General features: G+C 72.8%; 16 protein-coding genes and 1 pseudogene. 5 read left to right on the top strand and 12 right to left on the bottom strand.

Translation table 11 applies throughout. The features are described from left to right. Together IEZ01_RS34935 and IEZ01_RS15220 are read right to left on the bottom strand one after the other, a co-directional pair. Positions 1-209: transglycosylase family protein (locus tag IEZ01_RS34935; RefSeq protein WP_229832966.1), on the bottom strand; the 209-nt coding region annotated here is incomplete at its 3' end. A 107-nt stretch (positions 210-316) separates the two neighbouring features. Beyond that, positions 317-1,594, bottom strand: a complete 1,278-nt coding sequence (locus tag IEZ01_RS15220) for a cytochrome P450 family protein (RefSeq protein WP_189202108.1) — start codon at positions 1,592-1,594, stop codon at positions 317-319. 99 nt (positions 1,595-1,693) lie between these two features. Between IEZ01_RS15220 and IEZ01_RS15215 the strand changes: the two are divergent. Further along, positions 1,694-2,331 (top strand): annotated as a pseudogene (locus IEZ01_RS15215) (Uma2 family endonuclease). On the opposite strand, the gene IEZ01_RS15210 reads toward IEZ01_RS15215, so the two are convergent. The 5 genes from IEZ01_RS15210 to IEZ01_RS15190 form a co-directional block, all read right to left on the bottom strand. Further along, positions 2,322-4,025, bottom strand: coding sequence for a tetratricopeptide repeat protein (locus IEZ01_RS15210; RefSeq protein ID WP_189202106.1), 1,704 nt, complete (start codon positions 4,023-4,025; stop codon positions 2,322-2,324). The pseudogene IEZ01_RS15215 and the gene IEZ01_RS15210 overlap by 10 nt on opposite strands. Before the next feature lie 35 nt (positions 4,026-4,060). Next, positions 4,061-5,047: a nucleoside triphosphate pyrophosphohydrolase gene (locus tag IEZ01_RS15205; protein ID WP_189202104.1), complete on the bottom strand. Its 987-nt coding sequence runs from the start codon at positions 5,045-5,047 to the stop codon at positions 4,061-4,063. Positions 5,048-5,186: 139 nt separating this feature from the next. Then, a complete protein-coding gene (locus tag IEZ01_RS15200; protein WP_019886966.1) occupies positions 5,187-5,831 on the bottom strand; it encodes a SurA N-terminal domain-containing protein in 645 nt (214 codons plus the stop codon). A 23-nt stretch (positions 5,832-5,854) separates the two neighbouring features. Beyond that, positions 5,855-6,328 carry a GtrA family protein gene (locus tag IEZ01_RS15195; RefSeq protein WP_040875495.1) on the bottom strand — a complete coding sequence of 158 codons (474 nt, stop codon included), beginning with the start codon at positions 6,326-6,328 and terminating at the stop codon, positions 5,855-5,857. 17 nt (positions 6,329-6,345) lie between these two features. Continuing rightward, a complete protein-coding gene (locus IEZ01_RS15190) occupies positions 6,346-7,305 on the bottom strand; it encodes a glycosyltransferase family 2 protein (RefSeq protein ID WP_028797620.1) in 960 nt (319 codons plus the stop codon). Positions 7,306-7,441: 136 nt separating this feature from the next. Here IEZ01_RS15190 and IEZ01_RS15185 point away from each other — a divergent pair, with 136 nt between their 5' ends. From IEZ01_RS15185 to IEZ01_RS15175, 3 genes are all read left to right on the top strand, one after another. Beyond that, the gene (locus IEZ01_RS15185) at positions 7,442-9,871 is read left to right on the top strand and encodes a YfhO family protein (RefSeq protein ID WP_019886970.1); all 2,430 of its coding nucleotides are present in this window, start codon (positions 7,442-7,444) and stop codon (positions 9,869-9,871) included. Positions 9,872-10,055: 184 nt separating this feature from the next. Next, entirely contained in the window at positions 10,056-10,862 is an 807-nt protein-coding gene (locus IEZ01_RS15180; protein WP_019886971.1) for a class I SAM-dependent methyltransferase, read from the top strand. Between the two features lie 358 nt (positions 10,863-11,220). Next, a complete protein-coding gene (locus IEZ01_RS15175) occupies positions 11,221-12,978 on the top strand; it encodes a PP2C family protein-serine/threonine phosphatase (RefSeq protein ID WP_019886973.1) in 1,758 nt (585 codons plus the stop codon). Between the two features lie 11 nt (positions 12,979-12,989). Here the strand turns inward: IEZ01_RS15175 and IEZ01_RS15170 are convergent, their stop codons facing one another. The 4 genes from IEZ01_RS15170 to IEZ01_RS15155 form a co-directional block, all read right to left on the bottom strand. Further along, positions 12,990-14,510: a serine/threonine-protein kinase gene (locus tag IEZ01_RS15170; RefSeq protein WP_019886974.1), complete on the bottom strand. Its 1,521-nt coding sequence runs from the start codon at positions 14,508-14,510 to the stop codon at positions 12,990-12,992. After that, a complete protein-coding gene (locus IEZ01_RS15165; protein ID WP_229832964.1) occupies positions 14,507-15,055 on the bottom strand; it encodes a hypothetical protein in 549 nt (182 codons plus the stop codon). The genes IEZ01_RS15170 and IEZ01_RS15165 overlap by 4 nt, the downstream gene beginning before the upstream one ends. A gap of 229 nt (positions 15,056-15,284) precedes the next feature. Continuing rightward, a complete protein-coding gene (locus IEZ01_RS15160; protein WP_189202101.1) occupies positions 15,285-16,031 on the bottom strand; it encodes an N-acetyltransferase in 747 nt (248 codons plus the stop codon). 70 nt (positions 16,032-16,101) lie between these two features. After that, positions 16,102-16,779, bottom strand: a complete 678-nt coding sequence (locus tag IEZ01_RS15155) for an HNH endonuclease family protein (protein ID WP_189202099.1) — start codon at positions 16,777-16,779, stop codon at positions 16,102-16,104. A 118-nt stretch (positions 16,780-16,897) separates the two neighbouring features. Here IEZ01_RS15155 and IEZ01_RS15150 point away from each other — a divergent pair, with 118 nt between their 5' ends. After that, positions 16,898-17,089, top strand: a complete 192-nt coding sequence (locus tag IEZ01_RS15150; RefSeq protein WP_019886981.1) for an antitoxin — start codon at positions 16,898-16,900, stop codon at positions 17,087-17,089. Positions 17,090-17,282: 193 nt separating this feature from the next. On the opposite strand, the gene IEZ01_RS15145 is transcribed toward IEZ01_RS15150, so the two are convergent. Next, positions 17,283-18,152 carry an SCO6745 family protein gene (locus IEZ01_RS15145; protein WP_019886982.1) on the bottom strand — a complete coding sequence of 290 codons (870 nt, stop codon included), beginning with the start codon at positions 18,150-18,152 and terminating at the stop codon, positions 17,283-17,285. Positions 18,153-18,167: the final 15 nt, after the last annotated feature.

Here is an 18,167-nt window from a genome sequence, read left to right as displayed (position 1 = left end):
AGGCCGCCGTACTGCCCGTTGCCGAAGTCGGCACTCCACAGGCCGCCCGACTCGCACTCGGCGACCCGGTCCCACGTGGCGGATTCCGCGGCGGACGCGGAGCCCGCGCCGAGCAGAGGGAGGGCGATGGCCGAGCCGGTCACCCCCGCGGCGACAACGATGGCGGGGGCCTGGCGGGGTCTACGGTGCCGTCCGTTCCCGGAGCGCATGCGGTGGACCTTCCGTGTGACTACTGGGACATCGGTTGAGATTGACGGTGAACGTAGCGGCATTCGAACGTCAGTCACAAGTCGATGCAGCGGAGATCACGTAAAAGTCACATTCTTGATGGAGCGTCAGCTTCCGGGGGCGTGGAAGCCGGTGTGAACTCCACCGGAAGTGTGCGCAATCCACGCATGATGAGCCCTCCACGCCACCGCAAATCGTCCGGATCGACCGCAAGTCGCACATCCGGCATCCTGGTCAGCAGCGTCGCCAGCGCGGTCTGCCCCTCCAGGCGGGCGAGCGGCGCGCCGAGGCAGTAGTGGATGCCGTGCCCGTACCCCAGATGCTGGTTGTCGCGACGGGCGAGGTCGAGCGTGTCCGGCTCGGCGAACCGCTCGGGGTCCCGGTCGGCCGCCGCGAGCACGACCAGTACGGGATCGCCGGCCTGGATCTCCTGCCCGCCAAGCGTCAGCGCCTCGGTTGCGAACCGCCAGGTGGCGAGCTCCACGGGCCCGTCGTAGCGCAGGAGTTCCTCGACACCGGTGGCCAGCAGCTCGCTCTCCCCCGCGGCGAGCGACCGCTGGAGCCGCTCGCGCTGGGAGGGGTTGCGCAGCAGCGCGTAGACGCCGTTGCCGATGAGGTTGACGGTGGTCTCGAACCCGGCGAAGAGGAGGATGAACGCCATGGCGGCGGCCTCGTTCTCGGTCAGGTGCTCGCCGTGGTCGGACGCCTTGATGAGTCCGGAGATGAGATCGTCGCCCGGATTCTCCCGCTTACGGTGAATCAGCTCGGCGAGATAGCCCCGCATCTTCTTCACCGACCGCGCGACCCCACCGCGCGGCCCGCCGCCGTGCCGGATCATCATCCCGGCCCAGTCCCGGAAGTCGTCCTGGTCCTCGCGCGGGACGCCGAGCATGTCGCAGATGGCGTAGATGGGGAGGGGAAAGGCGAACTCATGGATGAGGTCGGCCGACCCCTTCTCGATGAACCCGTCGATGAGCCGATCGGTCAGCTCCTGCACCCGCGGCGCGAACTCGGCGACCCGCCGGGGTGTGAACGCCTTCGACACGAGCCGCCGCAGCCGGGTGTGGTCCGGCGGATCGATGTTGAGCAGATGCGTCATCAGTTCGGCTTTGCGCTCCCCGGGGATCCCTGTCTTCCCCTTGGCGTGCGCAGGCTCGTCATGATGCGCCGGATTCTTGCTGAGCCGCTGATCGGCGAGAGCCTGCCGGGCATCCCCGTACCGCGTGACGAGCCACGCCTCGACCCCACTGGGAAGCTTGGTCCGGTGCACGGGCGAGTGCTCCCGCAGCCAGGCGTAGGCCGGGTACGGGTCGGTGGCGAACTCCCAGGTGAAGAGCTCGGGGGCGGGGGGTTTGGCGTCGTGCATGGGACGACGGTAACGGGAGCGGGGGGGGCGCCCACTCGTTCGGGCGATCCGTCCGAGGTCGGGCTGGGTACGCTGACCGTACGCGCCAGACTCCGCCCCATGGGAGCGATGACGAGTGCGGCAGCCGATGGCGACGACGTCGGGGAACAGCCGGAGCTGCGGTACGACTTCCCGCCTCCTCCTGTCGGTGGGTGGACGGCGGACGACCTGGACAGAATGCCTGGACTCCCGCCGCACACCGAGCTGCTCGACGGGGGCCTGTTCTTCAGGAGTCCGCAGACCTACTTCCACATGGCGACGCTGCGGCTGTTGGGGGGTCTCCTGCTGGCCCAGGCGCCGTCGGACGTCGAGATCATCCGTGAGATGTCGACCAAGCTCGGGAAGCGGGACCGGCCAGAGCCCGACCTATGGCGGTACGTGTGACAGCGGTCCCCGACCCTGACCAGACCTGGTTCGACCCCACGGATATCGAGCTGGCGGTCGAGGTCGTCTCGACGGACTCCCTTGAGCGGGATCGCGGCATCAAGCCTCGTAAGTACGCGGCAGCAGGGATCCCTCACTTCTGGCGGGTGGAAAAGAACGACGGACTGCCGACCGTCTTCGTCTACGAACTCGACCCGGCCACCAACACCTACGCCGTCACCGGCATCCACCACGACCGGCTCAAGCTGTCCGTGCCCTTCGACATCGACGTCGATCTGACCGAGGTGGCCCGGCGGCGGGGCTCTCAGGCCTGACCGTCAGCCTCCTCCTCCGCGGCGCGGTGCAGGAGGGACTCGGCCTCGGCGGCGTCGATGCCGCCCTTCGGGCGGAGGAGGGCGGCGAGGCCGCGCATGGCGCGGGGGCCGCCCGCTTCGACGCCGATGCGGTACCAGCTTTCGGCCTCGGTGAGGTCGCCGGTGTGGTGGAGGAGGGTGCCGAGGCTGGCGGCGACGGTTTCTTTGAGGAACCGGTTCTTCGCCGCCTTCTGGTAGAGGTGCAAGGCCTCGTCCGTGGCGCCGGTACCGACGAGCATGTCGCCCAGCACGTACGCCGCTCGGACGCTGCCACCCTCGACGCCGACGCGCAGCCAGTGCTCGGCGCGGTCACGCAGGAACTCCCCCAGGCGGGAGGCGGCGTGCGGGTCCCCGGTCCCGGCGGCGCGCTGAAGGTAGGTGAGCGCCTCGGTGTACTCGCCCTGCGCGGCCAGCTGGTTACCTACCCGCAGGAGGGAGTACCCGTGTCCCGTGTCGGCCGCCCTCCGGTACCAGCGCAGCGCCTCCTCCTCGTCGTGGTCCTCATGCAACAGGGCGAGCGAATACATGGCCCGGCCGTCACCCCGCTCGACCTCCGGTCGGTACGCCTCGACGGCAGCTGTCAGGACTGCGCTCCGGTCGGTGTCGTCACCCTCGTGGGCCGCGTGGATCCACGCGCCGAAAGGCGCACGCGGCAGGTCAGGTGCGCGCACCGCTTCCGCCACCAGGGAGCCGTACACCTGCCAGGCCTCCTGCGCTCCCCCGGCCACGAGCAGGCCGGTGACACCAAGTCTGGCCTTGGTGGCCCACGCAAGGGCGTCCTCGAAGGTCTCCCGGCCGACGGCTGCGTCGTACTCCTTGTAGTACCTGCACATGTCGAACAGCTCGTCCTCAGGGATCGGGCCCACGTAGCCGCACCGTCCCACATCGACAGCCGCCCGCACGAGAAGGTGCCCCAACGGATGGTTCCTCTTCGCCCACTGCCACTCGCTCCACAGCTCCGGCCCCACCGCCAGGAACTCCGTCACCCCGGACCCGCCCCGCCACTTCAGCGCGTCCTGGTGCCGGGGGTTCGGGCTCTCCGCCAGGCCCCGGAGCTCCGTCTCGCTCCACTCGCGGGGTAGTGCCACCGTCCGCGCGCGGCGCAGGAGTTGGGCGTGGGCGGCCGAGCCGAAGCGGTGTTCGCCGTATTCCTGGTCGGACATCGTGGCGACGACCGGGACCGCCAGGGACGAGAGCTGCGCCAGGAGGCCGTGGTCGAGGCCGTGGTCGCCGAGGTGGCGGGTGAGGTCGTCGAGCCAGAGGGCGTACGAGCCCGGGCGGGCGCGGATCAGGTCCGGCAGGACGCGGAGGTCGGCGCCGGGGGACGGGGCGCAGACCTGGTGGTCCCGCAGGGCGTAGCGCAGGGCCGCCCAGGCCGTGAAGGTCTTGCCGGTCAGGGGCGAGCCGGTGACCAGGACGAGCGGGTGCTCGCCGGACGCGATCAGGCCGGCCAGCTCAAGGCCGCGGTCGCGGGAAAGGTAGGGCAGGGTGTCCGAGCCCTTGACCCCCGGGTCGACGCGGGCGGCGTCCCGTAAGAGCGGCCAGTGGGACGGGTCCGGCAGGGCGCTGTGGCCCTGGGTGTAGAAGGAGACCGAGCCGATGGAGCCGGCCTGGACGACGTCCCTCGCCGAACCGCCCGACACGCTGTTGTTCATCGCTCCCACCCCCGTACGGCCCTGAGGCCACCGTACTAACCCGCGTGGCCCTCCGCCGCCCTGATCGCGTCGCGGTACGTACGGGCCGCGGCGCGCAGCGCGGCCTCGGGATCGACGCCCTCCGCCTCCGCGCGGGCCGCCATCGCGAGGAGCTCGTAGCCGACGCCGTCGCCGGAGGGCAGCGGCACCGGCAGACCCGCCGTGCGGACCCGGGAGGCGAGCTTCGCGGCGAGGGCGAGGCCGGGCTGGCCCAGGGGGACGCCGTCCGTCACCGAGGCCCGCTGCTTCTCGGCGGCCTTCGTGCGCAGCCAGTGCTCCTTGACCTCTTCCGGGGTCTCGGCGTGCTCGTCGCCGAAGACGTGCGGGTGGCGGTGGATCAGCTTCTCCACGATCGTGCCGGCGACGTCGTCGATCGAGAACGGCTCGGCGCCGTCCTCCTCGCGGCCCTCCTCGGCGATGCGGGAGTGGAAGACGACCTGGAGCAGGACGTCGCCCAGCTCCTCCCGCAGCTCGTTCCGGTCGCCGTCCTCGATCGCCTCGACGAGTTCGTACGCCTCCTCGATGCCGTACTTGGCCAGGCCCTTGTGGGTCTGCTGCGAGGACCAGGGGCATTCGCGGCGGATGCGGTCCATGACCTGGACGAGGTCGAGGAGCCGGGAGCCGGGCAGGTCGTACGAGCCGGGGAGCAGCTCCAGGTCGGGCATGCTGACGCGGCCCGAGCCGGCCATCCTGGCGAGCCCGTCGGTGAGTGCCCGGTCGCCCTCGCCGGACGGGACGACGACCACGGTCCGCCCGCCGGCGCAGGCCTCGACGAGTTCCTGGGCGGTCGGGGTCACGGTCTCCGCCTCGACGCCGGCCTCCCGCAGGTACGGCAGCTGCGGGTGGGACGGGTCGGGGCAGAGCACACGGTCGGCGGCGCGCAGGGTCTGCCACGCCGGCCAGGACAGGAGGCCGGGGGCGACGCGGTGGCTGGCGGTGAGCAGGACGATACGGCCGGGCTCGACGGGGGCTTCAGCGTTCACCCCTCGACCCTACGTCCCGCTACACACCGGCCTCCACGGGCTGCGGCAGCTTGATGAGCCGACGCAGCCACGGCACCCGTTACGCACCGGCCTCCACCGGCTGCGGCCGCTTGGTCAGCCGACGCAGCCACGGCACCCGCTACGCACCGGCCTCCACCGGCTGCGGCTGCTTGGTGAGCTGGCGCAGCCACGGCGCGGTGTACGTGCCGAGCTGGATCTTCTCGTCGTCCCAGGAGCCGTAGCGGGGGTTCACGTCGATGTCGAGGGACTTCGACGCGGCGGCGAACACCTCGGCGAGCTTGCGCTGGCCCTCCGGGGTGTTGCCGACGCCGAGCTTGGCGGCGACCTTGTTCATCAGGATCTGGCGGCGGACGGCCGTGTCGATCTCGTCGGGGGCGACGCCCTGCGACTGGAGCAGCATGGCGGCCAGCTGCTCCTCGCCGCCGCTCTGGTCCGCGGCTTCCTGGCGGGTCTGCTGGATCTCCTTGCGGGTGGCGCTCACGCCGTGGTCGTCGGCGACGCGCTCCACGATCCGGTCGAAGATCATGACGTTGAGCTTCTCGCGGCTGAGGTCGCCGGTGGCCTTGACCAGCTGCTCGGCCTGCGGGGACGCCTCCTGCGCGGTCCGCACGTCCCGCACCTGCTCCTGGAGGGCGGCCACCTCGATCCGGTCGCCACCGACGACCGCCGCCGCTCCTGGGTGGGCGTCACTGCCGCAGGCGGTGAGCAGCGGGGCCGCGGCGAGCAGCGCGGCGGAGAGGGCGGATGCGGTGCGGCGGTGCAAAGGAGCCTCCCGGCGGTCGTGCGTCAGTGTGGACGACCTTGCGGTGATCGATGGTAGGCAGTCGTAGTGGCCTGGGCCACTACTTCGAAGCCACTGTTTTCGTCCAACGAGTCACGCGTTCGAGGAGTCTCGGGCCGGAGCATGATCGTTCGCGAGACGAGGAAGGTCACGGGGATCGCGGCGGCCGCGGCGAGCAGGGGGGCGTACCGGTCGGAGAGGCCGGCGAGGTCGACCAGGAGGTAGACGCCGGCGGTGGTGACGACGAAGTTCGTGGCGTTCGTCAGGGGGAAGAGGAGGAACTTCCGCCAGGTCGGGCGGGTGCGGTACGTGACGTACGTGGTCAGGAAGAACGAGCCGGTCATGCTCAGGACGAAGGCGGCCGCGTGGGCCGCCACGTACGGCAGCCAGTTCTTCAGCAGCAGGTAGAGGGCGTAGTACGTGGCCGTGTTCACGACGCCCACCAGGGCGAAGCGGAGGATCTGGCCCCGGGTCCGCATCGTCTCCTCACCCGTCCTCACCGTCGCAGCAGCTCCTCCCGGCGCGGCTGGCGTGGCACGCCGGTGCTGGCCGCCTTCACCAGGAAGTGGGGGCGGCGTTTCACCTCGTAGTAGATACGGCCGACGTACTCGCCGACCAGTCCGAGCATCACCATCTGGACCCCGGCGAGCGCCGTGACGATCACCAGGAGCGTGACGTAGCCCGGCGTGTCCACGCCGTCGACCAGGGCGACGCCGACGATCCAGGTGGCGTAGGCGGTGGCGAGGGAGACGAGCAGGAGGCCGAGGTAGAGCGCGGCGCGCAGGGGTTTGTTGTTGAAGGAAAGCAGCCCGTCGAGGCCGTAGTTGAGCAGCTTTCCGAAGGTCCATTTGGAGCGGCCCTGTTCACGTACCGCATTCTCGTACTCGAATGTGGTGGTACGGAATCCGACCCAGGCGAAAAGGCCCTTGGAGAAGCGGTTGTACTCGGTGAGTTCCAGGACCGCGTCGACCGTGCGACGGGACAGGAGACGGAAATCTCCGACACCGTCCATGAGTTCGACGTCGACCAGGCGGTTGATCAGCCAGTAGTAGGCGCGGGCGGTCAGGGTGCGGGTGACCCGGTCGCCCGTGCGGGTGCGGCGGGCGACGACCTGGTCGTGACCCTCGGCGTGCAGCGCGAGCATACGGTGGACGAGCTCCGGCGGGTGCTGGAGGTCGGCGTCCATGATGACCACCGCGTCGCCGTCGGCGTGCTGGAGGCCGGCCAGCATGGCTGCCTCCTTGCCGAAGTTGCGGCTGAAGGAGACGTACCGGGCACGCGGGTCGGTGGAGGCGATCTCCTCCAGGATCGGGAGCGTACGGTCGTGACTTCCGTCGTCCACGTAGACCAGCTCGAATTCTCCCTCGCCCCGGGAGAGCTCCGCCGTCACATGGTCGTGGAAGCGGCCGATGATCTCCTCTTCGTTGAAGCACGGGACCACAATCGAGATCAGCACGCCGGTAACGACAGCCCATGGGAATGTCGGGGGCGGATTCGGCACATGGCGCCCCGTCGGCAAGCAGACGACCATCGCGTGAACTGCATTCCGGCGCCGCCCATTTCACCTTCCGCAAGGGCATATTCGAACCATCATGCGCTTCCATTCCACCCGTGCGGCCGCGCTCGCCGGGCTGCTCACCGCGCTCGCGGTGGGGGCCGGTGACGCCGTCGCCAGGGTCTTCCCCTTCGGGCCGAAGACGCGCAGCGTCAACGACCTGGGCAACCAGTTCGTGCCGTACCACGCCCAGCTGTGGGACCTGCTGCACGGGCGGGCCGAGGGAGGGCTGCTGCTGAACTGGCGCTCCGGCTACGGCACCAGCTTCCTGCCGGACCTCGGAACGTATCTGACCAGCCCGTTCGCGCTGCTGGTCGGGCTCTTCCCACGGGACGACATCGATCTCGCCGTGTACGTCGTCACGCTGCTGAAGACGGCGGGGGCGGCGGCCGCGATGACGGCGCTGCTGCGCGCCCAGCGGACGGGCGGGCCCTGGTGGGGGGCCGCCGTGCTGGGGGCGTCGTACGGGCTGTGCGGCTGGGCGGTCGTCGAGGCGTCGTACAACCCGATGTGGCTGGACGGGCTGATCGCCTTCCCGCTGCTGTGCCTGGTCGGCGAGTGGGTACGGCAGCGGCGGCACCGGGTGCTCGGACCGGTGGTCGTCGCCCTCGCCTGGACCGCCAACTTCTACACCGCGTACATGGCCACCCTCGGCGCCGCGCTGGTGCTGCTCGCACGGCTCGCCACCGCGGACGACCTGCCGGTACGGGCCAGGGCCCGGGTCGTCGTACGCACCACCGGGACGGTTCTGCTCGGCGTCGCGCTCGCCGCGCCCGTACTCGTACCGGTCTTCCTCGGCTCGCGGCACGCCTACCCTGGCTGGCGGCGGGAGTTCGCGGCGGCGAGCTGGCCGGATGTGCTCGCCCGGACGCTTCCGGCGACGTACAGCTTCTTCACCCCCGCGCTGTTCCTCGGCACGGGCGCGCTGCTGCTCGCCGCCGCGCTCGCCTTCGACCGGAACGTGCCCGGGCGGGAGCGGTGGATCTGGACCGGGCTGACCGTCGCCGTCGCCGTCTCCTTCCAGTGGGGGCCGACGCATCTGGTGTGGCATGTGTTCGCCACCCCGAACGGCAGTCCCTACCGACAGACATTCGTCCTCGCCGGGATCGTCGTCATGACGGCCTGGACCGGGCTCGCCCACAGCCGGCCAGGGCGGCGCGCTCTGCTCGGCGGGGCGGCGGTGCTCACCCTGGCGGCGGTGTGCGCGGCCGCGGGCAGCGAGCTGCTGACCGCGTGGACACTGCCGCTGGCCGGTGCCGGGCTGGTGGCGGTAGGGGCAGGACTGGGACTGGCGCGGCGCGGGCGGTACGAGGCGGTGGCGGCGGTGCTGCTGTGCGGGACGCTCGTCGGTCAGGCGGCGGCGACCACCGCCTACGCCGACCGGCAGCGCCTCGGCCGGATGGACGAATACCCGGCGTGGGACGCCCGGCACCAGGCACGGGCGGCCGCGGTGGCGGCGGCGGACGGCTGGCCCGCGTACCGGACCGATCCGGGGCGCGAGCAGATCACCGGAAACGACCCGCTGCTGATGGGCGGTCAGGGCGCCGGGTACTACAGCAGCCACACCCCGGACGTGCTCACCCGGACGCTCGCCGCGCTCGGCGGCGGCTGGACGTCGAACGGCCGCAACCTGCAGAGCCTGGACAATCCGGTCACGGACGCGGTGTTCTCGGTCGGCGCGCGGGTTCGGGCCGGCAAGGGCGGCCGGGAAGTGGAGGTCGTACGGGCCGGCGCCGAGCCCCCGCTGGTGACCGTACGGCCGCTTCCCGAGCGGTCCCGATACGGCTCCTCGCCGTTCCGCAACCAGGAGCTGCTGCTCGGCGCCCGCGTCTACACCCTGCCCGCGGACGGGATCTGCCCCGTCGGCAGCGACGTCTTCGTCTGGGCACCGGACTTCACCGGCACCGCTCGGCTCGGCGACGGGCCGGGGGCCGAGCTGCGGGGCGGACTGCCCAGGCGGCGCGCTGCGATGGCGCCGCTCGGCACCCAGCGCGTCGCCGCGACGCCGGTCACCCTCACCGGCCGCGGCGCGGTCCCTGCTCCGGGTGAGCGGGTCGGATGCCTGGACCGGGCCCGGCTGGCGGCGGCCGTGGCCGGGCTGCGCGCGACCGGCGCCGTCTCGGTCCGGGTCACCTCCCGGGGCGTCCACGCCGAACTGCCCCCGGGCACCCGCGGCCTCCTCGTCGTGGCGGCGCCCCGCATCCCGGGCTGGACCTGCGACGGACGACCGGCCACGAACCATCTGGGTCTGATCGCCACCGAGGCGACCGGCGCCACCACCCTGGACTGCACGTTCCGCCCGCCCGGACTGCGCCTCGGGGCGGGCCTCGGCGCGGCGGCCCTGCTGGCCCTGACGTTGACCGCGGCGTACGGGCGGCGGCCCGGCGGCGGGTCCCGGCCGGGGCGGACGGGCTCCGGGCGGGGCACATGGGCAGCGGATCGCCGGGGGGCCGCCGGGCCACCGTAAAGCTGCCGCACCCCGAGCCGCGCCGCCGGGCGGTAGCCGCCCTGCCGGGCCGGCGTCCTGCTCTTGACCGCACCCCCGTCCCGTCGCGGACCGGCCATGTGTCGTCCGGGCGACACCCAGACTTCACCCGAGCACCACGCGTCCGTGGCCCGTAAGGCCGTCGAATCGGCGTAGCTTGCCCGCCATGCCCTCTCTTCTGAGCAACCGGCTGGCGAAGCGGGTTCTTCGGCCGGCGTTCACCATGGTCGAGCAGAACTTCGACCAGCGCCTCGAGCGCGCCACGTCCGCCTTCCAGTCGGACCTGGACGCTCTCCAGCACGAGGTCTCCGACCTGCGGCGGCAGCAGTACGGGCTCTCTCTGCTGCTCGACCAGGCGGGCCGGGACGGCCACCGGATGCCGACGGCCGCGCAGTTCGACACGCTGGTGCGGGAGGTGCGGGACCTCGCCGGCGAGCAGGGCGGGCGCGCACGGCGGGACGTCACCGTCGCCTACCGGCACCTGGTCGCCCTGGAGGCGCTCGGCGTCGGCAGCCTCGCCGGGTCGCTGTCGGACGTGTGCGGACGCCTCGCCACGGTGCCGCTGCTCCGGCCGCCGAACGGCGACGTCCTGGAGATCGGCACCCTGCACGGCCTCTTCGCCGCCGCCCTGCAGCGGATGCTGCGGCACGCCGACATCGACGCGCGGCTGACCATCGTCGACCCCCTGTCGGACTCGCCTACCCGCCCCGACCGCGTCCGGGCCAACCTCTCCCTCGGCGGCGGCGACACCTCCCGGCTGATCCAGGGCGACTTCGCCGACCCGGCGGTACGGGCGTCCGCCGACGACCGCCTCTACGGCGTGATCGTCGTCAACGGCGACCACGACCTGTCGGCGGTGGCGGCACTCGCCGCCCCGGGCGCGGTCGTCGTCGCTCCCGGCCGCGACAACCCCGGCACGGCGGCGCTGCGGCCCCTCGGCAGCGTCTCGGACTCGGCGTTCCTGCGGGCCTGAGAAGACGTGGCGGGTCGGCTCAGCGGCCCTTCTCGGCACGCCGAAGGTCGAGGACCGCGAGCCTGCCGCGGTGCCGCGGGAACCGCTCTGCGAGCGGATCAGCGAAGGCCCGCGCTTCGCGCTCCCCGGAGCCGGGGTGTCCGGCCTGCCCGGCAGCCGCTCCGCCGTGACCTCGGCGGTCGCCTCCCCCGCCGGGCCGGGTCCGCCGCCGCGCCGCCGCGCTCCCGGGACGGTCCGAGAAGCCGGGGACGGCCGGGATCACCCCCCTGCGGAAGCGCGCCGCCGCGCTCGCGGGGCCTGCGGGCCCGCCCTAGGCTCGTAGGGACATGATCTTCTCGCGGTCTCCCCGAGGCGTCCCATGAACGTTCCGCTGCCCGAAGACGCGACCTCCCTCAAAGCACTCATCGAGCGGGAGGTCGCCGCCCTTCGCGCGGACGTACGGAGAAAGACCGAGGCCCGGCAGCCGCCCGCCGTGACCTCGGCGCTCGCCTCGCCCGCCCAGGCCGACACCCTCTCCCTGCCGCACAAACCCCGCGGCGCCCGGTCCGTCACCTGCCTCTGCGACACGAGTGACGGCGCCGGGCAGCCGTACGAGGGCATCGAGCCGCACGATCCCTGGGCGTGCGTGTGCGCCGCGCTGCCGGCCATTCCCGTCTCCGCCGCGCTGCTCACCCCCGTACGGGACGACACCGACCAGATCACCGACTTCGTCATCCGGGCCGGCAACCACATCCGTTCCGCCGAATGGCTGGAGGCCCCCGATCGCCAGGTGGGCCAGCGGTTCCTGGCCGCCCGGCCCGGGGCCGCCACGAGCGGGCTGCTGGCCGCGCTGACCGAGGTGCTCCAGACCGGTCGCGCGCTCGACGGGCTCGTCGTGGACTACACCGAGGAGCGGCACGGCCGGCTGCGCCGCGCCCAGCTCCTGCACTACGCCGCGTCCTGCGGCGACGAGGTGCTGGCGACCTGGCGGCCGGTCCGCAGCCAGGCCGAGCTGCTCACCCTCGACGCACAGCATCTGGCGTCCATGGGATGGGGGCACTGGGACCTGCTGTCCGGAAAGGTGACCTGGTCGGAGGGGCTGGCCCGGATCTTCCGCGTGGAGACCCACATTCCGTGGTCGTTGCAGGAGCTGTGCGACGTCGTGCTGCCGGCGGACATGACGGCGTTCGGCGAGTTCGTCACCGCCGTCCTCGCCGGTGAGGAACCCACCTGGACCCGCATCCGCTTCCTCGTGCTGGGTGAGGTGCGCACGCTCGATGTGCTCGGGCGCCCGGTGGCCGGTACGGACGGGCGGCCGTGGGCCGTGCATCTGGTCGCCCGCGACCTGACGCCGCAGATGCGCAGCCGGCGCCGGCTCGCCGAGACGGAGCGGGAGACGGAACGGCTGCGCCAGCGGGCGGCGGCGGAGCGCCGGGTCGCCGAGTCGCTGCGCGAGGCGCTGCTGCCGACGCACTCCGAGGCGCTGGCCGCGGTGGGGCTGACGGTGGCGGCCGCGTATCTGCCGGCCGAGACCGAGGCGGCGGTCGGCGGCGACTGGTACAAGTGCCGGCTGCTGCCGGACGGCCGGGTGCTCGTGGCGATGGGGGACGCCTGCGGGCACGGTCTCGACGCCGTCGCCCGGATGGCGCAGCAGCGGCACGCGCTGGCGGGGCTCGCCCAGACGGGCTCACCGCCGGGCGCGATCATGACGTGGCTGAACGAGCTGGTGTGCAGCGACCCTTCGGGCGAGACGGCGACCGTGATCGCCGGGCACATCGACGAGGAGCGGGTGCTGCACTGGGCGGACGCCGGGCACCCCGCCCCGCTGCTGCGGCGCGCGGGGAGCGCCTTCGCCCTGCCCACCGATCAGCGGGGCCCACTGCTGGGGGCGCTGCCGGGGTACGCGTACGACACGTCGTCGTACCCACTGCGCCCGGGCGATCTGCTGCTGCTCTACACGGACGGCATGGTCGAGCGCCGCGGCGAGGACATCACCGACGGCATCGAACGCCTCACGCGGGAGCTGGGTGCCCTGAACGGCATGGCGCCGGAGGCGGTCATCGGCAAGCTCATCGCGGAGTACGAACGCTCGGGCCATGACGACGACGCCTGCCTGCTGGCCATCCGCGTCGACTGACCCGACCGGCGCTAGCCCCGCATCTGGCGCTGGCGCTCCAGCGCGCGGCGCAGTTCGCCCGGCAGGGGGTGGTACGGGCCGTAGGTGCGCTCGGCGTCGTAGAGGAGGTTCTGCAGCTGGTGGTGGCCGGCGGTGTGGTCGCCGGTGGCGAGGAGCAGCTGGCCGATGCGCTGGCGGATGTCGAAGGCCCGGCCGGGGTCGGCGCCCGGGGCCTGGTGGTAGGGCAGGAGGGCGCGGTATTCGGCGAGGGCCGCGGCGGTCTCCCCGAGCTGTTCGAGGCAGAGCGCGGCGTCGTAGCGGAACTGGAGGGTCTGCGGGTCGGCCGGGCCCGCTTCGGCGGCCCGGTCGTCGGCGAGGCGGCGCAGCTCCGGCAGGGCGCGGCGGTACTGGCCGTCGTCCATCAGCGTGGTCGCGTACTGCTTGCGCAGGATCCGGACGACCGGGGAGTGCTCGCCGTGTTCGGCCGCCGCGGCCGGCAGGATGCGGCCGAGGATGTCCACGGCCTGGGTGATGCTGCCCTCGCCGAGGAGGCGCTTGACCTCGTCGACGGCGGCGGCGACGTCCGGGCGGCCGCCGACGGTGGGGGGCGTGGCCGGTGGTGCCGGTACGGACGCGGGAGTGGTGGCCCGGTCGGGCCAGGGCGCGTGGGGGCGCAGGAAGGGGCGGGTCGGGTCGAGCGGTCCCGCCGGGGTGCCGCGGGCGGGCAGCAGCGGCAGCAGGTGCTCGTACACCTCCTGGACGCCGGCCGGGCGGTGCTGCGGGTCCTTGGCGAGCAGCCGCAGGACGAGTGCTTCGAGCGCCTCGGGGACCTCGGGGCGCAGCTGGCGTACGGGCACCGGGGCTTCGTACAGATGGCGGTGGAGGACGCCGAGGACGGTGGAGCCGGCGAAGGGGACGTTGCCGGTGAGGAGTTCGTAGAGGGTCACGCCGAGCGCGTACAGGTCGGTGTACGGGCCGACGGCGCCGCCCATCGCCTGTTCCGGGGCCATGTAGGCGGGGCTGCCGATGGGGAAGCCGGTGTGGGTGAGGCGGGTGGTGTCGGTGTCGAGGACGGAGGCGACACCGAGGTCGAGGACGGTGACCGTGCCGTCGGGCTTCACCATCACGTTGCGCGGCTTCAGGTCGCGGTGGACGATCGGGACGGCGTGGACGGCCGCGAGGACGGCGCAGAGCTGGGCGGCGACGGAGACGGCCCAGGGCCAGGGGTAGGGGGCGTGCCCGGCGAGGTGGTCGGCGAGGTCGGCGCCCTCGACGTACTGCATGACGAGGTAGAGCTCCTCGCCGTCGCTGCCGGCGTCGTGGACGGTGACCAGGCCGGGGTGGTCGACCTGGGCGGTGACCCGGCATTCGCGGACGAACCGGCGCCGCATCTCGTCGGCGCCGGTGGCGGCGGCCATGTGGTCGGGCCGCAGGAGCTTGACGGCGACCCGGCGGTCGAGGCGGCCGTCGTAGGCCGTCCAGACCTGGCCCATGCCGCCCTGGCCGATGAGCGTGGAGAGTTCGTACCGGCCCCCGACGACCCGTCCGTTCACTTCCCCTCTTCCTTGCGGAGGAGATCGCTGAGCTCGTCGAGCTCGGCACGGACCTGGTTGATCCGGGGGGACTGCGGCGGCGCGGCGGGCGGCGCGGGAGCCGGGGTGGGCGCGGGGGCAGCGGTGTACGGCGGGGACTGAGGCTGCGGCTGGGGCGGGAGCTGCGGGGCGGTCTGCTGCTGCGGGTGGGCATAACCCCCGCCCTGCGGCGGCATGGTGGTCGCGTACGGGTTGAACGGCGGCCGGCCGGGCTGCTGGACGCCCGGGTGGGCGCCGAGCCGCTCGTGGTGGCGGATGTCGGCGTAGAGGAAGTAGGCGGCGGCCGCGGCGGCGTTCAGCAGCAGCACGGACATGGCGACGTCCATCTGCGCGCTGTCCGTGTCCTCCGGGAAGGACGCGACGGAGCCGATCGTGACGACGACGGACACGACGAAGTAGACCCAGTCCCAGGCGCGGCGGGTCACTATCGCGATCCGCATCGCCGTGACGCCGGTCAGGAAACCGATGGTGATCAGCGGCACCAGTGTGAACAGGACACGCAGCACGATCACCGCTCCTGTCGACGGGCGACGGGGCGGTGGGGGCGCGAAGCCGGGGCCGGGGCCGTACATTCCTGCTCCTGGGCGGTGAGTCGGGTGCGGGGTCGAGCCTATACACCGACGCCGACAACAGTTCCCGGGTAGTACCGAACCGTTGTTGAACTGATCAGCTCGGACAGGGCCGGCGCGTCACACCGACACCGTCCCGCCCGTCAGCCCCTCGTACCGCGGGCGTTCACAGCCGGTGGCGGACCCAGACGTTCGGCTCGACGTAGACCGCGTAGCCGCGGCTCGCCTCGCAGTGCACCGGCACCAGCGCACCCTCCACCTCGACGGGCCCGTCCGCGTCGAAGGGCAGCCCCGTCCACTCCCGCCACTGGCCCACGGAGGCGGCGATCGTCATCGACGCCGGGGCGACCGCCTCGACGGTGGCGCCCGCGCGGACGTGGACGCGCAGCCACGGGTCGTACGGCAGCCCGTCCTCGGGGCGCGTACGGAAGGCGTACTCCTCGATGGACGTTCCCGGTTCGCGGTGCTTGGCGCTGGGCCGGACCGGGGCGACGACCTCGCGGAAGCCGAGCGCCCGGGCGTTGTCCCGCATGGCGGCGAGCATCCGCGCCGAGAGCCCCGTGCCCTGCACGCCCTCGTCGACGGCGACCTCGATGGCGCTCACCGTGTCGGGGATGCGTCCGTGCCGCAGATCCGAGAAGGCCCACAGCAGCACCTGGTCCCAGCCCGTGGCCGGCAGCTCCCCGCGCCCCTTCGCCCCGAGCTGGAAGGGGACGCTGAACGCCCGCGCCAGCACCTTGTCGTCGGCGTCGGTGGCGACCAGGACGTACTCCGGCAGCTCGGCCACGATGCGCCCGATGTTCGCCCAGCCGATCGGATCGTGGAGCATGAACTCCGGCCAGAGGTCGATCATCTGCCACAGCGGCCCCTGCAACTGCGGGCGCTCCGCGAGGGTGGATATGTTCACGTCCATCGGGGCAGGCTAACCAGCCCTCCGCCGCACCCCAAGGGATTTTCCCGCCCGCCGACGGGACCAACGGCACCTACGGCAGCGCCTGTCGCGGACAGCCGCCCAGCACGCGCTTCATCGCGTCCCGCTCACCGGCGGTCACCCACACCCCGTACTTCCTCTTCACCGCCACCTGCCGGGCCACATAGGAGCAGCGGTACGCCTTGTGGGGCGGCAGCCAGGTCGCGGTGTCGCCGTCGCTCTTGCGGCGGTTGGCGGTGGAGTCGACGGCGAGGAGGTTCAACGGGTCGTTGGCGAACCGTGTCCGCTTCCCCGCGTCCCACTTCTGCGCCCCCTTCTGCCAGGCGTCCGACAGGGCCACGACATGGTCGATGTCCACCTTGCTACGGCCTCGGGTGAAGGTGACGCTCCGGCCGGTGTACGGGTCCTCGGCGAGGGTCCCGGAGGCGACCTTGCACCGCCCGTCCTTGAAGGTGACGCCGGACAGGTCGCGCTTGAGTATGTCGTCGCGGGTGCCGCAGCCGTTGCGGTCGACGTCCGTCCAGGCGCGCCCGAACTCCTCGCGGGCGTAGCCGGTCCGGGGGGCGCGGCCCTTGACGGTGAGGGTGTCGACGGCCGCGAGCGCGGACCCGCCGGCCGGTGGCGCCCCGCGCTCCCCGTCGGGGGAGCCGTCTTCCGCCGTGCACGCGGAGGTGACGAGGACGGCGGCGGCAAGGAGGGCGGCGGGGGCTGCCGTTCGATAGGTGGGCACGCGGGGATCCTAGCCAGGCACCCCTGTGGTCCAGACCACCTGGGGCTTCGGCGCGCACATTCGAAGCGAGGCGCGTAGCGTCGAAAGCGCTGTATGTCCCCTTCCTAAGGAGCCACACATGGGGATCATGGACAAGCTCAAGGACATGCTGGGCCAGCACCAGGACAAGGCCGGTCAGGCGTCCGACGCCGCGGAACGGAAGATCAACGAGAGGACCGGCGGCAAGTACGAGGACAAGGTCGATCAGGGTCAGCAGCAGGTGGAGGACCGCCTCGGCATGCGTGACCGGCGGGACCAGCCCCCGACCTGACGGCTCCCCCTCCCACCCCGTCCGCGGAGCGCGTTCCCGCCTCCGCGGACGGCGCCGCGTCCGGGCCCGGGCGGCGACGCGGGCGGTACGGCACCGCTCCGGGCTCCCGGAGGCCACCTACCGCGTGTCCGGATCCTTGGCCGCCGACGCGGTACTGCGCCACGTCAGGCGCGAAGGCCCCCAGGCCGCCCCCTCAGATCTTGCCGATACCGAGGGTGTTCACGGCCGGCAGCAGGCCCGAGCCGATCACCGCGAGCCAGGGGTCGCCGAGCAGGTCCGCGAGGCGGGCGGTGCGCTCGGGGCCCAGGGCGTCCCAGGGGCCCGCGGCCAGTTCGTCCGTACGCAGTTCGACCTCGGCGCGCAGGGCCCGGCCGGTCTCGGTCGCTGTGCCGCCGGGCGCCAGGAGTCCGCGCGCGACGAGCCGGTCGTGCGCCGCCGCCCACTCCTCCTCGCTCCAGCCGCGGCTCGCGAAGACCTCGCGCGGCGCCGCGCCGGCGGCCGCGAAGGAGACCAGCGCCTCGACCGGGTCGAGCCCGGCGAGCAGCAGCGCGGCCAGATGGCCGTCGCCGCGGTGTTCGCGCAGGATCGTGGCGGCCTGCCAGAGGACGAGGTGCGCGGGCTCCGGCCAGGCGAGCTCGGCGTTGGCGGCGGCCAGCGGGCGCCCGGCGGTGACCGCGGCCTCGGCTGCGCGGCGGGCCAGCGCGGCGGCCTCGGCGAGCTCGGGACCGTCGACGGCGTCCCCCAGCAGCTCCCGGTAGATACGGTTTACGGCCCGCGAGCGGGCGGCGAGCACGTCGCCGGGGGCCGCGATCCGCCAGGCGTGGGGCACGTACCTGGCGACCATGCCCGGCCGGAAGCTGTAGAAGGCGGCGGCGACCCGACCGGCGCCGGCCTCGCCCAGCGGGGCGGCCCGCCAGGCGAAGTAGCTGGGCCAGCGTTCGTCGGTGGCGTAGCCGAGCGCGGCGGCCTCCTCGAAGGCCTGTGGTGCGTAGTAGACAACGGCGTGCAGGGGCTCCAGCAGATGCCACAGCTGCCGTACACGCCCCGGATCCGTGCTGCTCACGGCCGTACCTCCGTC

Origin of the sequence: Streptomyces purpureus (genome assembly GCF_014648195.1) — a bacterium.
GTDB lineage: Bacteria > Actinomycetota > Actinomycetes > Streptomycetales > Streptomycetaceae > Streptomyces > Streptomyces purpureus.
Note: the sequence above shows the minus strand (reverse complement) of the source record. Positions and strands in the feature narration are given on the sequence as shown.